We start from the raw sequence: 13,543 nt of genomic DNA, 5'->3' as shown, positions 1-13,543 counted from the left end.
GCTTTCAATCAGTATAGGAGGGTTGACCTCGCTGGCGCGGTGAGATTGAACGGTGTGTTTAACACTACCAGTCCAAGAGATACGTTTCTGTCCATTTTCGATCTCCTAACAATTTCGGAGCACACTTAAATATGCCCACTTCTAACACCCCTCAGGTAGCGATTAACGATATCGGTACCGCTGAGGACTTCCTCGCAGCAGTCGACGCCACCATCAAGTACTTCAACGATGGTGACATCGTCGAAGGCACCGTGGTTAAGGTTGACCACGACGAGGTATTGCTCGATATCGGATACAAGACCGAAGGTGTCATTCCGTCCCGCGAGCTGTCCATCAAGCACGACGTCGACCCAGATGAGGTTGTCGAGGTCGGCGATCAGATCGACGCTTTGGTTCTGACCAAGGAAGACAAAGAAGGTCGTCTGATCCTCTCCAAGAAGCGTGCACAGTACGAGCGCGCTTGGGGCGCAATCGAAGAGCTGCAGGCCAAGGAAGAGCCAGTTACCGGTACCGTTATCGAGGTTGTCAAGGGCGGCCTCATCATCGACATCGGACTGCGTGGCTTCCTGCCAGCATCGCTTGTTGAAATGCGTCGCGTCCGCGACCTGGAGCCATACATTGGCCAGGAGCTGGAAGCAAAGATCATCGAGCTCGACAAGCAGCGTAACAACGTTGTTCTGTCCCGCCGTGCATTCCTTGAGCAGACCCAGTCTGAGGTTCGCTCTGAGTTCCTGCACCAGCTGCAGAAGGGCCAGGTCCGCAAGGGCGTTGTCTCTTCCATCGTCAACTTCGGCGCATTCGTCGACTTGGGCGGCGTAGACGGCCTGGTTCACGTTTCCGAGCTGTCTTGGAAGCACATTGATCACCCATCCGAGGTTGTCACCGTTGGCGACGAAGTAACCGTAGAGGTTCTCGACGTCGACCTGGACCGCGAGCGCGTATCGCTGTCTCTGAAGGCAACCCAGGAAGATCCATGGCGCGTATTCGCACGCACCCACGCTGTGGGCCAGATCGTGCCAGGCAAGGTCACCAAGCTCGTTCCATTCGGTGCGTTCGTTCGCGTCGAAGAGGGCATCGAGGGCCTTGTTCACATCTCCGAGTTGGCTCAGCGCCACGTTGAGGTCCCAGACCAGGTTGTCAACGTTGGTGAAGATGTCATGGTCAAGGTTATTGACATCGACCTCGAGCGTCGTCGTATCTCCCTGTCCGTTAAGCAGGCAGACGAGGATTACACCGAAGAGTTCGATCCATCCAAGTACGGCATGGCTGACTCTTACGACGAGCAGGGCAACTACGTCTTCCCAGAAGGCTTCGACTCTGAGACCAATGAGTGGAAGGAAGGCTTCGACGAGCAGCGTCAGGCTTGGGAGGCACGCTACGCAGAGTCCGAGCGTCGCTTCCAGCTGCACACCGCTCAGATCGAGCGCCACCGTCAGGCAGCTGCAGAAGCAGCTGAGACCGAGGCAGCTTCCGCTAACTACTCTTCCGAGTCCAACGATGCAGCTCCGGCATCTGAGGCACCGGCAGAGTCTGCAGGTTCCCTCGCTTCTGATGAGCAGCTCGCTGCTCTGCGCGAGAAGCTTGCTGGTGGCGAGAACTAATTCTCACCGCTAAATAGCTAATAGCAACTAGCTAAGAAAACGCCCGCCGCTTCATTGCGGTGGGCGTTTTCTCTTGCCAAAACCTGGAAATTAATTAAATGTTTAATAATAGTTGATTTTATTTGCACACTCTGGCTAGTATGTAACCTACAACACCCACAGGGTTGTTACTCGTAATGGAGGCAAGACCTGAGTGGCTTTTCTATTGTGAATTGCCGCTCAGGTCTTTTCGTGTTTTACCGAGAATGAAAGAAGGTACATCTCATGTCCAAGACTGAGATGCGCACCGCCGCAGAGGAAATCCTCGCAGGCATTGGCGGGGCGGATAATATCGCATCATTTACGCACTGCGCAACGCGTTTACGCTTCGAGCTTAACGATGCGTCCAAGGCTGACAAAGACAAGCTCGACGCCATCCCCAAGGTCATGGGCGCTGTCCCACAGGGTGGGCGCAACTACCAGGTTGTTATCGGTGGCGATGTTGCCAGCGTGTACAACGAAATGGTGCAGCTGCCAGGCGTTCGCAAATCCGATGCTGACGTCAAAGCCGCGAGCCGCGCGAAGACACAAGGCAAGATGCCATGGTTGGATACCGCGTTTGAGTATCTATCCGACTCCTTCCGCCCGATCCTGGGTGTCCTGCTGGGCGCCTCGCTAATCATTGCGTTTACTGCGGTGATGGAGGCTTTCGGCGTCGTCGATACGCGTGCCGATGACAAAGCAGCCATCTGGTTCTTCATCGATGCCATGTGGCGCTCGGTGTTTTACTTCCTGCCAGTGATGGTGGCCTATAACGCCGGTAATAAACTGCGCATTGACCCCTGGGTTCCTGCCGCGGTTATGCTCGCGTTATTTACGCCGGAGTTCTTAGGGCTGAAAGAAAACCCTGTTGCCAACTGCGTGGTTGATGAAGCACTAGGCACTGAGACCTGTTCCATTGACTTGCTGGGCATTAACGTGGCTTTGCCGGACTACGGCGGAAACGTCTTTGTACCGTTGATTATGGCACTGGTGGCAGCCGGGATTTACAAGGGCTTCCAGAAGATCATTCCTTCCGCTGTCCACATGGTGTTTGTGCCATTTTTGACCCTGTTGTTTACCATTCCGATTACCGCTGTGCTGATTGGACCTTTCGGCGTCTGGCTCGGTAGCACCATCGGCGTGGGCCTGGCATGGATGAACGGTAACGCACCATTCGTCTTCGCCATCCTGATTCCAATGCTGTATCCATTCCTGGTTCCACTCGGGCTGCACTGGCCACTCAACGCGCTGATGCTCGTCAACATTGAGGCTTTGGGCTACGACTTCATCCAAGGTCCAATGGGTGCCTGGAACTTCGCTTGTTTCGGTGCAACTGCTGCGGTCTTGGCCATCTCCATGCGTGAGAAAGACCCAGAAATGCGCCAGACCTCCGGTTCAGCACTGGCAGCTGGTCTCTTCGGTGGTATTTCGGAACCGTCCCTCTACGGTATTCACCTGCGCTTTAAGCGCATCTACCCACGCATGCTGGTCGGTTGTTTCGCTGGCGGTCTTACCATCGCTATCTTGGGAACCGCCTCCGGCGGCGTTACCACCAATGCTTTCGTGTTTACGTCTTTGCTGACCATCCCGGTCTTTTCCCCAATGCTGACGTATACCATCGCGGTCGCTATCGCTTTCGCTGTTGCCTTCCTGCTGATTTACTTCACTGACTACCGCACCGCAGAGGAAAAGGAAGCATCGCGTGAGCGTGCAGCTGCAGCGGGTCTCATCCCAGCTGACGCCAACTCTGAGGACTCAGCCGCAACAGCTGCCGAGACCGCTGACTTGGTCTCACCAGTCGATGGCATGGCCGTCAAGCTTGAAGATATCGACGACAAGGTCTTCGCCAGCGGAACACTGGGCAATGGCATCGGCATCGTGCCAGTTAACGGCAATATCCAAAGCCCAGTCGCCGGCACCATCGCGACGGTCACCAAGACAGGCCACGCCTTCGGCATCAAGACTGATGATGGGGTAGAGGTCCTAGTCCACATCGGTATTAACACCGTGCGCATGAAGGGCGACGGCTTTGAGCCCAAGGTTGCCAAGGGAGACGTTGTCAGCATCGGCACGTCACTGGCTGAAGTTGACCTGGACAAGATCAAGGAAGCCGGCTACGACAACACCGTCGTTGTCACCGTCACCAACACGAAAGCCATGGGGGAGGTCGCAAGCATCGCCGAAGGAGCAGTCAAGGCTGGTGAGGCGGTCGTTGCCATTAAGCGCTAACCTGGTTATCGATGCAGATCCTTCGAGTATTTAATAACAACGTCGTCCTCGCACGCCGCGGGGACGAGGAAGTTATTGTCACAGGTCGCGGTCTGGGTTTTAAAGCCCAGCACGGCGAAGAGATTGACGGCAATCGCATTGCCCAGGTTTTTACACCGTCGCTTGGCCGCGACCCGGACCACCTCGCCATCATGTTGGCGGCGTTGAGCCCGGACTATATCGACAAAGTTGTAACCGCGCTAACGGCGGTTAACGTCGAAGCCGAGCTCACGCTGGTGGTCGCGCTCGCAGACCACATCCAGTCCGCAGTCCAAAGAACCCGCGCGGGCCACATCGTGGATTACCCGCTGCGCGCCGAGGTCGAACACCTTTACCCAGAGGACTACCAGCGCGCCGTCAAGACGCTAGAAGTCATCAACGCCGAGCTGGATACGCCTTTGCCGGATTCAGAGGCGATTGCTTTGGCGCTGCATTTGGTCAACGCGGGCTTTGTCTCGGGGGATCTGTCCCAGACCTATCGCATGACGGGGCTGATTCAGCAGCTCATTGATATCATCGGGGAATTCTTCGGCACCCAGCTAGACACCAGTGAGGTCACGGTCGCGCGCTTTATCACCCATTTGCGCTATCTTTTTGTGCGCATGCAGCAAAACAAACAGCTTTTTGCCGAACATTCGGCTATCGGCCGCGCTATCGTGGAAGCGTACCCCCGCGCCAGCGAATGCGCGAAGGTCTTGGCAAATATCATCGAGATGCGCATGGATGAACATCTCACGGATGATGAGGTGTCTTACCTGGCATTGCACGTAGCACGACTTGAAGGAAAGCAATGAAAATTATCGGTTTAACTGGCGGTATCGGCAGCGGCAAGTCTACGGTCGCGCAACTTTTTGTAGACGAGGGCTTTCCGCTTGTCGATGCCGATAAGGTCGCACGTGAAATCGTCGAGCCCGGTCAGCCAGCATTGCAAGAGCTTGCCGATGTTTTTGGCGCAGACATCATCACCGCTACCGGGGAATTGGACCGCCAGCTTTTAGCCCAGCGTGCTTTCGTCGATAAAGAACACACTGAGCAGATCAACGCGATTACCCATCCGAAGATTCAAGCGCGTACGCAAGAGCTTTTCGATGGCTATCGAGAGCAGGGTGTGGAAGCAGTTATCTATGATATGCCGCTGCTGGTCGACAACGGCCTTGATCGCGCGATGGACTGGGTCATCGTCGTCGATGTTTCCCCAGCAGAGCGCGTGCGCCGCTTGGTGGAGTACCGCGGCATGGATGAAGAAGATGCCCGTCGCCGCATGAAGTCGCAGATCCCGGATGGTTTGCGCCTAGCATCAGCGGACTCTGTCATTGATAACAACGCCGCGGAAGAAAACTTGAAACCGCAAGTGGACCAATTAATCTCGGATGCGCCGTGGCTTGCGTAGCGGCGTAGTATTGAGGGTATGGCTTTTGCAGGAGAACACCCGATATATTCGCAGTCTGAGCACCGCCCGGTTGGTGAAATTGAACGCACCGGGCGGGCCTTCGAGGTAGTTTCTGAATATGAACCTGCTGGTGACCAGCCCACCGCTATCGCGGAATTAGACCGCCGACTCAACGACGGCGAACGCGATGTCGTCCTTATGGGTGCCACCGGTACAGGTAAGTCAGCGACGGCGGCGTGGCTCATCGAAAAGCAGCAGCGCCCCACACTCGTCATGGCACCGAATAAGACCCTGGCGGCGCAGCTGGCCAATGAGCTGAAACAGCTGCTGCCGAATAACGCGGTGGAGTACTTCGTCTCTTACTACGACTACTACCAGCCAGAAGCGTATATCGCGCAGACTGATACCTATATCGAAAAAGACTCGTCTATCAACGAAGACGTTGAGCGTCTACGCCACTCGGCGACCTCGGCGCTGCTCTCGCGGCGCGACGTGGTGGTAGTCAGCTCCGTGTCCTGTATCTACGGCCTGGGTACTCCGCAGTCTTATCTGGACCGCTCGGTGCTGTTGCACATCGATGATGAAGTTGAGCGCGACCAGCTACTACGTCTTTTGGTCGATATCCAATATGAGCGCAATGATGTGGGCTTTACCCGCGGTACTTTCCGCGTCAATGGTGACATCGTCGATATCATCCCGGCTTATGAAGAACGTGCCGTGCGCATTGAATTCTTTGGCGATGATATTGATGCGCTTTACTACATTCACCCGGTCACCGGCGACATGATCGAGCAGGTCGATGAGCTGCGCATCTTCCCAGCCACGCACTATGTTGCAGGTCCGGAGCGCATGGCCAAAGCTGTGGAAGCCATCAAGGAAGAACTTGCGGAACGCCTCGCGGATTTGGAAAACCGCGGCAAACTGCTCGAAGCGCAACGCCTGCGCATGCGTACCGAATACGACCTAGAGATGATCGAGCAGGTCGGGTTCTGCTCCGGCATTGAGAACTATTCACGCCACATGGATGGCCGTGGCCCGGGTACGGCGCCGGCGACCTTGATGGATTATTTCCCCGAGGACTTCCTCACCATCATCGATGAGTCGCACGTGACCGTGCCGCAGATTGGCGGCATGTTCGAAGGCGATATGTCGCGCAAGCGTAACCTGGTGGAATTCGGCTTCCGCTTGCCGTCGGCCGTGGATAACCGCCCGCTGACCTTCGACGAGTTCGAGCAGCGCGTCGGCCAAACGGTTTATCTGTCCGCGACCCCGGGCAATTACGAAGTCGCTGCTGCTGGTGGCGAATACGTCGAGCAGGTTATTCGCCCGACCGGTCTAGTGGACCCGAAGGTCACCGTTAAACCGACCCAAGGCCAAATCGATGACCTTATCGACGAAGTCCGCGAGCGCACCAAGAAGGATGAGCGCGTCCTGGTCACCACCTTGACCAAGCGCATGGCCGAGGACTTAACGGACTATCTTCTCGAGCACGGCATCCGCGTGCGCTATTTGCACTCAGATATTGACACCTTGCAGCGCATCGAGTTGCTACGCCAGCTGCGTCTGGGCGAATACGACGTGCTCGTCGGCATTAACTTGCTGCGTGAGGGCCTCGACCTGCCCGAAGTCTCGCTCGTGGCCATCTTGGATGCCGATAAGGAAGGTTTCCTGCGCTCGACCACCTCACTGATTCAGACCATTGGCCGTGCGGCTCGTAACGTCTCCGGCGAAGTCATCATGTACGCGGACAAAGTCACTGAGTCCATGGAACGCGCGATTGATGAAACCGAGCGGCGCCGCGAGAAGCAGATTGCGTACAACAAGGAGATGGGCATTGACCCACAGCCGCTGCGCAAGAAGATCGCCGATATCTTGGACCAGGTCTATGAAAACGAGGGCACCGGTGACGGTGAATCCGATCCAGCATCGATTGTGGACGCCCCAGATGTTTCGAGCATGGCAGCAGATGAAGTGCAAAAGCTTATCGATGACCTCTCGCAGCAAATGGCCGCCGCCGCCCGTGAGCTAAAATTCGAGCTAGCTGGGCGTTTGCGCGATGAGATCGCTGATTTGAAGAAAGAACGCAGAGGTCTCAAAGAAGCCGGCATTTAATGCCATAATAAATCACATAGGTTAATTTCTATTTCCTCGAGAAAGTGAATTCACATGCTCAATTACAACACCATCGCGGTGGGCACCGATGGATCGCAGACTTCGTTGCGTGCGGTGCAAGCAGCGGCGAGTATGGCGCGAGCCTATGACGCGAAGCTGATTATTATTTCAGCCTTCTACAACCAGCCAGGCGCGATGCTGGGCGCTCCAGATTCTGAAAGCGTGCCGGTGATTGACCGCACCGATGCCCAGAATTACCTGGACAATGCAGCATCGATTGCGCAAGAAGAGGGCGCAAAAACCATCGAAGTCATTGGCAAATCTGGCGAGCCCGTCAAGGCCATGCTGGAAGTGGAAAAAGACTACAACGTGGACATGTTCGTCGTGGGCAACCGCGGCATGAACTCCGTCCGCGGCCGTGTCTTTGGTTCGGTTGCAACGGAGCTAACGCGTAAAGCACACGCTGACGTAGTCGTGGTAAACACCACCTCTGAACGCAATTAGACAATTCTATTGTTAGACTGAAAATCAACTTATTAACGTGTGCGAAAGGTCCATTATGAGCGAATATGACACCATCGTTGTTGGTACCGACGGGTCGAAATCTTCCCTTCTTGCAGTAGAGCGCGCAGCACGTATTGCTGCGGCATTCGATGCTCGTCTTATTATCGGCTGCGCTTACTATGAAAATAAGGAAGAAGCCTCCAAGACGCTGCGCCAGGAATCCGTCACCATCTTGGGTGACGATGTGGCCGCAGAGAACCTGGCTTCGGGCAAGGCGCATGCCGAAAAGTTCGGTGTGAAAAACATCGAAACCGCAGTGCGCGCAGGCACCCCAGTCCAAGCGCTGATGTCGATTGTCAACGATAACAACGCTGACTTGCTCGTGGTTGGTAACCGTGGCATCAACTCGCTCACCGGCCGCTTGCTAGGTTCGGTTCCAGCGGATGTTGCCCGTCAGTCCGACTGCGACGTCATGATCGTGCACACCGTCAACTAAGCCTCGAAGGGCTTAGCCCCAAATGGCTTAGCCGCGAATTCTTCGATCAGCACGTGACCATTTTGCCCATGAATAATGGGCACGGTGGCACGTGCATTTTTTGCGACTTCCGCCAGCGGTGCGAGCGTGCCATGCGATAACACATGCTCGCGCGGGCTGAGCGTGCGCACCGCCACCATCTTGATCTGCGTCGGATGTTCTTTGATCACTTCGGAGAAAATCAGCGGGTCATGCTGGCCATCATCGCCAATCAAAATCCACGTCATGTGCGGATAGTCGATGATCAGGTTCCGCAGCTGCACCTTCTTATGCTCCATGCCGTTCCGAAAAAGCCCGGTCTCGGTCGGACCCCAATCCGTGAGCAGCATCGGGCCTTCGGGGAACCCGTGTCGGCGCATAAAGCGCTTGAGCGTACGGTAGGTATTCCACGCGCCAGTGGACAAATAAAAGATCGGCGCATCCGGGTGTGCCTGGCGCAGCCGCGCAAAGAAAGCGGCCATGCCGTCGACGGGCGTGCGCGTATTGGTCTTCTTAATCCACGAATTCCACGCTGCGACCAAAGCGCGCGGCAGCCACGTGACCAAGATGGTGTCATCAATATCGCTGATGATTCCCACTGGGCGCTCAGAATCCACGATCATAATATCGGCTACGGCATCTTCAGCTCCCGCGGTCGACAACCGCGCTTTATGCCAGCCTGGTTCCAATCCGGGGTTGTCCATGCTGATATCGATGTAGCCATTGTCATCGGTGTGCGCGTGGATGTGCTTATCGCCGACCGTCACTGTGAAAGGATGATCGGTTAACTGCACGGTCAAAAATTGCCGCCAACCACGCTGCGCGGATTTATCGTCTGGGTTGCCAACCGCAAGCGGCAACGGATCGTTCGGATCTACGGCCAAGATACGGCCGTAGATCCGAATGCTGTGCGGAGAGCCATAACCGGTATACCCGCTTATGGCAGGCACCCAGCCGCGTTTAGAGGCGATTTTAACCGCCGTCTTATTCAGAGCTTGTTCTGCACCACGCATGATGTCGCTTAAGGCCATGGTTGCTAATTCTAATGGAATTCCTCGGGCCAGTGCCCAACGATGGTCAAGGTTTGCGTCGCACGGGTTAGCGCCACGTATAGGTCATTAACACCCAGCGGACTGCGGTTGATGATCTCTTCCGGATTAACCACGGTGACGTGGTCGAATTCCAAGCCTTTGACCTCTTCGACATTGCTGACATCAATAATCGCATTGAGCCGGCCGCCCTCGTCGGTGAAGATGCCGGCATCCAATGGCCCCTCGGCATCGTCGGCGCTGACAAAGCGCACCGGTTCGCCATCGCGAATGGACTCAGTGGGCTGTGCATTCTCATCGACGCTGCGGCGTACTTTATACGCCAAATCCGCGATCGGTTGGGGAGTGCGGTAGTTGACCGTGAGCTGATGCACGCGAAAACGCTCGCCCACAAATTCACTCAAGGTGTCTTCCCATGCATCCACGCCAGCAGGGGAGCTGGTCTGGCCGGTATCGCCAACCACCGTCATCCAGCGTGACGGGGTACGGCGAAAGACCATGCGCCATTCCATCGGCGTGAGCTCTTGCGCCTCATCGATGACCACGTGGCCATAAGCCCAGGTGTAATCCGCAGCAGCACGCTCCGCGGTCGAGCGATGGTCCACGGTTTGCTGACGTCGCGCCAAGGTCTCCGCGTCAATGACATCGTGCGCCGACAGAATCTCCGCCTCAAACATGTCATCGTCATTATCGGTCGACATCGACGAGGACAAGATATCCAAGGCATCCTCAGCATCAGCGACCTGTTCTTTCCACGCCGCGCGCTCGGCTTCCTGCTGCGCTTCAACATCCGGCATACCCACCAGCACAGCCAACTCATCTAAGAGCGCCACATCAGATACTGACCAGACTTCCTCGCCATCAAATTGCCACGGCCGGCACAGCGCCGAACGGGTTTCATCGTCATAGTCATAAGCAGCATGCTCGATGGCTTCTTCCGAGCCCAAAAGCTCCGCTAAGACTTGTTGGGGAGACAGGGTGGGCCAGAAGGCATCGATAAGCTCTTGCACCGCTGGGGTATCGGAGAGGTCGTCGAAGAGCTGATCAACATCCGCACGCGAGAGCAGGTTTTTTCCACCGAGCGGATCAGCGCCGATTTTATCCGCCATCTGCTCCGCCAACGACTGCACGAAATGCTCAGTGAAAGCACCGCGGGCATCATTATGCGGCTTGCGCGAACGGCGCGCGCGAGTACGTGCAGCCTTGACCATCGCAGGGGTCACAGTCAAGTACAGTTGCTCGACTTTGATGGTGACATCCTCATCGGGCACGACCTGGTAGGCCTGTAACGCCGCGCGTAAAATATCGACCATCGCCGCAGAACCCTTAATCTCCCGAGTGAGCAGACTATCCTGCGCGGTAGCAGTTACACCGGGGAAAAGCTGCGAAATCGTAGACAACACCACGCCGGTTTCACCCAGTTCGGGCAGGACGCGCGAAATATAGTCCAAGAAGGTTGAATTCGGACCCAGGATGAGCACACCGGTAGAAGACAGGCGCTCACGGTGGTTGTAGAGCAAATACGCTATACGATGCAGCGCTACCGCCGTCTTGCCCGTACCCGGGCCGCCGTCGACGACCATGACGCCGCGGCGTTCATCCCGGATGATCTCATCTTGCTCGCGCTGGATGGTTTCCACGATGGAATTCATGTGCGAGGTACGCGCGCGGTCCATCGCTTGATGCAGCGCGGATTCGCTGGTGATGCTGACGTCATCTTCTTCTACGTAACTTGCAGCGAGTTCGCGGGAGAGCACCTCATCGGTGATATCAGTGACCGTGCGCCCCTTGGTGCGGATATGGCGGCGCACAGCAACATCTTCCGGCTGCGCTGTGGTGGCGAGGTAAAACGGTCGCGCCATCGGCGCGCGCCAATCTAACAGCAGCGTGCGGTAATTTTCTTCGCGGGCATCTAGGCCCATACGGCCGATGTAACGGCGGTCTAAGCCTTCCGCAGTGGGGTTATCTCCGGGTGCGTTAACATCCACGCGGCCGAAGACAAGACCGAGTTGCGCCAAATTCAGGCGGTCTAGTTTGTCTTGCAGTAGGTGGTATTCGGTTTCACGGCGCACAAGTGCATCGGAATCAGGGTTGGCAGGATCGACATCAGCTTGTACTTCATTGAGCCGCTGGTTAGCATCGGCGACTTCTTTGTCCAAGCGGTCAAAGAGCATGTCAACATAGGTCTGCTCAGCGGCAATAGCTTGGGGTTTAGGGTGAGATGGGTTAGGTGTTGACGACGTGGTCACGGAGGGCATCAACTTCCTTGGGTGATGAGAGATGAAAAATGAAACAACGGCCCAGCATACAAAAAGCTGGGCCGTTGCGGGTAAACGTGAAAGAACTTAGATGTTCTTGCCTACCTTTTTAATTGCCTTAGCGATCTTCTTATCGGCTTCCTTCTGGAATTTACCAGCTTTCTTATTCCACTTTTTCATGGAACGACCGTTGGACTTTTCTGCCTTGTTCAAAGCTTTATCAGCTTTATCCTGAGCCTTGGAAGCATTCTTCACTACTGCCTTGCGCGCAGTCTTCGCGTTATCCTGCGCAGCATCCAGCCAGTCGCCAGCGTTGTTGTTGACAAAGCCGCGTGCGGAGTCGCCGTAATCCTTGGCGGTGTCGCGCACGTTAGCGATAAGGCCCTTGCCGGCCTTTTGCCAATCGTCCTTATTGTCATCAACATAAGAACGAGCTTCATCCACGTAGGACTTTGCGGTGTGCAGCAATTCCTTGCCGGTGTCCTGCCAGTCATCTTTATGGTCGTCGACGTAGCTGGTGACGCGATCAGTGGTGTCTTCGAACCAGTCGGTGGCCTTGCCGGTGAGGTTTTGCGTCTCAGACTTGGTTGGCAGCGCTGCCTGGACCTTCTTGCTGGTGCGCTCGCCGGCCTTCTTTGCACGCCAGCCTAGCGATGGCTTGCCCTCGAGATCCTGGGCCGTGATAAACAGCGCACCCAGCAACGCAGTGTTAGTAATCAGAGCATTGCGGCCATCATTCTTTTCCTTCTCCGAATCTGCAGACCAGAAGGCATTAGCGCCCACCAGCGCCGGCAGGGTGGTGCCAGCCAGGACTGCAGCAGAGGTACGCGGTGCCTTGCCGAGAGCCAGGAGGGAACCTGCGCCAACACGTGCGCCAGCGAGTCCGCGTGCAACAAGCTCTGGGTCATTAGGAACGAAGCTTGCGTATTCACGAGGCAAAACCTTGCGTAGACGAGCCAGCATGTTTTCGGTCTCTTCGACGTGCTGGTCGGTGTTGCGTAGCGTGTCCACGCCATCCCACACGAAGAAGGACGCGAGCATCGGACGGGCGATCTTACGTAGCATGATTTCTAAAGCTCCTTAAACTAAGTTCGCAATCTTTTCTAATCCACCAGTGTACGCAAATTCTTCACGCTGGTGCCGGTATTTTTATGTTTGCCGCAAAATTGTTACGCCATTACGTTGTTACGCCATTACCAACGCCTATCCCACCAGGTGCCCAGCTGCGGGCGTTCATCGCCGAGCGTGGTGGCCTTACCGTGGCCGGGCCAGACCACGGCCTCATCGGGGTAGATATCAAAGAGGCGCTCGGTGACGTCCTTGTACAAGCGCACAAAGTCCCCTTCAGAATTGGTTTTGCCCACGCCACCTGGGAAAAGCGAGTCGCCGACAAAGAGTTGTGGGATGCCGTCTAGGTTGACGGCCAGTGCAGCGCCACCGGGGGTGTGACCGCGCAAGATGATCACATCGTGGTTGCGGCCGCCGAACTCGATTGTGTCATCGTGCTGCAACTCGACGTCGACAGGCGCAGGCAGTGCAGGCGACTCCAGGAAAGCCGCATAGTGTGTCGCGCCTGTTGCTGCAAGAACTTCCTCCAGCGCGCGGACATGATCCCAGTGGCGGTGCGTGGTCAAAACCTTCGTGATTTTCACCCCGGCTTTCTCCGCCATGGCGAGGATGGCGGGGGCGTCATCGGCGGCATCGATAAGCAAGCCTTCACCGTCGGCAGCGAGCAGATAGCAATTATTGTCCATCTCCGAGACGGAGATGTGATGCAGAGTAATTTCGTTCGTCATATCACCCACCTTACGGGTATGTTCGATGAA

At 56.0% G+C, this 13,543-nt stretch carries 11 protein-coding genes; 7 read left to right on the top strand and 4 right to left on the bottom strand.

The features are described 5' to 3' along the window. Positions 1 to 131 precede the first annotated feature (131 nt). From rpsA to CSTAT_RS07185, 7 genes are all read left to right on the top strand, one after another. Positions 132 to 1,601, top strand: a complete 1,470-nt coding sequence (rpsA, locus tag CSTAT_RS07215; RefSeq protein ID WP_075722952.1) for a 30S ribosomal protein S1 — start codon at positions 132 to 134, stop codon at positions 1,599 to 1,601. 264 nt (positions 1,602 to 1,865) lie between these two features. After that, positions 1,866 to 3,851 (top strand): glucose PTS transporter subunit IIA, encoded by a 1,986-nt coding sequence (locus tag CSTAT_RS07210; RefSeq protein ID WP_075722951.1) that lies wholly within the window; start codon positions 1,866 to 1,868, stop codon positions 3,849 to 3,851. A gap of 11 nt (positions 3,852 to 3,862) precedes the next feature. Next, entirely contained in the window at positions 3,863 to 4,684 is an 822-nt protein-coding gene (locus tag CSTAT_RS07205; RefSeq protein ID WP_075722950.1) for a BglG family transcription antiterminator, read from the top strand. Continuing rightward, on the top strand, positions 4,681 to 5,280 hold the full coding sequence (gene coaE, locus CSTAT_RS07200) for a dephospho-CoA kinase (protein ID WP_066794340.1): 600 nt from the start codon (positions 4,681 to 4,683) through the stop codon (positions 5,278 to 5,280). The genes CSTAT_RS07205 and coaE overlap by 4 nt, the downstream gene beginning before the upstream one ends. A gap of 18 nt (positions 5,281 to 5,298) precedes the next feature. After that, the gene (gene uvrB, locus CSTAT_RS07195; protein ID WP_075722949.1) at positions 5,299 to 7,392 is read left to right on the top strand and encodes an excinuclease ABC subunit UvrB; all 2,094 of its coding nucleotides are present in this window, start codon (positions 5,299 to 5,301) and stop codon (positions 7,390 to 7,392) included. Positions 7,393 to 7,446: 54 nt separating this feature from the next. Beyond that, complete coding sequence (locus CSTAT_RS07190; RefSeq protein WP_075722948.1) at positions 7,447 to 7,896, top strand: universal stress protein; 450 nt, start codon at positions 7,447 to 7,449, stop codon at positions 7,894 to 7,896. Positions 7,897 to 7,951: 55 nt separating this feature from the next. After that, a complete protein-coding gene (locus tag CSTAT_RS07185; RefSeq protein ID WP_066794325.1) occupies positions 7,952 to 8,392 on the top strand; it encodes a universal stress protein in 441 nt (146 codons plus the stop codon). Here the strand turns inward: CSTAT_RS07185 and CSTAT_RS07180 are convergent. The 4 genes from CSTAT_RS07180 to CSTAT_RS07165 all read right to left on the bottom strand — a co-directional run bounded on the left by CSTAT_RS07180 (position 8,389) and on the right by CSTAT_RS07165 (position 13,513). Then, positions 8,389 to 9,441, bottom strand: coding sequence for an App1 family protein (locus CSTAT_RS07180; protein WP_075722947.1), 1,053 nt, complete (start codon positions 9,439 to 9,441; stop codon positions 8,389 to 8,391). The genes CSTAT_RS07185 and CSTAT_RS07180 overlap by 4 nt on opposite strands. An 11-nt stretch (positions 9,442 to 9,452) precedes the next feature. Beyond that, entirely contained in the window at positions 9,453 to 11,717 is a 2,265-nt protein-coding gene (locus CSTAT_RS07175) for a HelD family protein (RefSeq protein ID WP_075722946.1), read from the bottom strand. An 87-nt stretch (positions 11,718 to 11,804) separates the two neighbouring features. Beyond that, positions 11,805 to 12,782, bottom strand: coding sequence for a DoxX family protein (locus CSTAT_RS07170; protein WP_211272993.1), 978 nt, complete (start codon positions 12,780 to 12,782; stop codon positions 11,805 to 11,807). 128 nt (positions 12,783 to 12,910) lie between these two features. Then, a complete protein-coding gene (locus CSTAT_RS07165) occupies positions 12,911 to 13,513 on the bottom strand; it encodes an MBL fold metallo-hydrolase (RefSeq protein WP_075722945.1) in 603 nt (200 codons plus the stop codon). Positions 13,514 to 13,543 lie beyond the last annotated feature (30 nt).

The organism is Corynebacterium stationis (assembly GCF_001941345.1).
GTDB lineage: Bacteria > Actinomycetota > Actinomycetes > Mycobacteriales > Mycobacteriaceae > Corynebacterium > Corynebacterium stationis.
The sequence above is the reverse complement of the archived record's forward strand: the minus strand, read 5'-3'. Positions and strand labels throughout refer to the sequence as shown.

Bases quoted from the DNA above. Each gene is read 5' to 3' on its own strand.
- CSTAT_RS07180 (WP_075722947.1), bottom strand. From the start codon at position 9,441: ATGGCCTTAAGCGACATCATGCGTGGTGCAGAACAAGCTCTGAATAAG.
- CSTAT_RS07175 (WP_075722946.1), bottom strand. From the start codon at position 11,717: ATGCCCTCCGTGACCACGTCGTCAACACCTAACCCATCTCACCCTAAA.
- CSTAT_RS07205 (WP_075722950.1), top strand. From the start codon at position 3,863: ATGCAGATCCTTCGAGTATTTAATAACAACGTCGTCCTCGCACGCCGC.
- CSTAT_RS07190 (WP_075722948.1), top strand. From the start codon at position 7,447: ATGCTCAATTACAACACCATCGCGGTGGGCACCGATGGATCGCAGACT.
- CSTAT_RS07165 (WP_075722945.1), bottom strand. From the start codon at position 13,513: ATGACGAACGAAATTACTCTGCATCACATCTCCGTCTCGGAGATGGAC.
- CSTAT_RS07170 (WP_211272993.1), bottom strand. From the start codon at position 12,782: ATGCTACGTAAGATCGCCCGTCCGATGCTCGCGTCCTTCTTCGTGTGG.
- CSTAT_RS07185 (WP_066794325.1), top strand. From the start codon at position 7,952: ATGAGCGAATATGACACCATCGTTGTTGGTACCGACGGGTCGAAATCT.
- coaE (WP_066794340.1), top strand. From the start codon at position 4,681: ATGAAAATTATCGGTTTAACTGGCGGTATCGGCAGCGGCAAGTCTACG.
- uvrB (WP_075722949.1), top strand. From the start codon at position 5,299: ATGGCTTTTGCAGGAGAACACCCGATATATTCGCAGTCTGAGCACCGC.
- rpsA (WP_075722952.1), top strand. From the start codon at position 132: ATGCCCACTTCTAACACCCCTCAGGTAGCGATTAACGATATCGGTACC.
- CSTAT_RS07210 (WP_075722951.1), top strand. From the start codon at position 1,866: ATGTCCAAGACTGAGATGCGCACCGCCGCAGAGGAAATCCTCGCAGGC.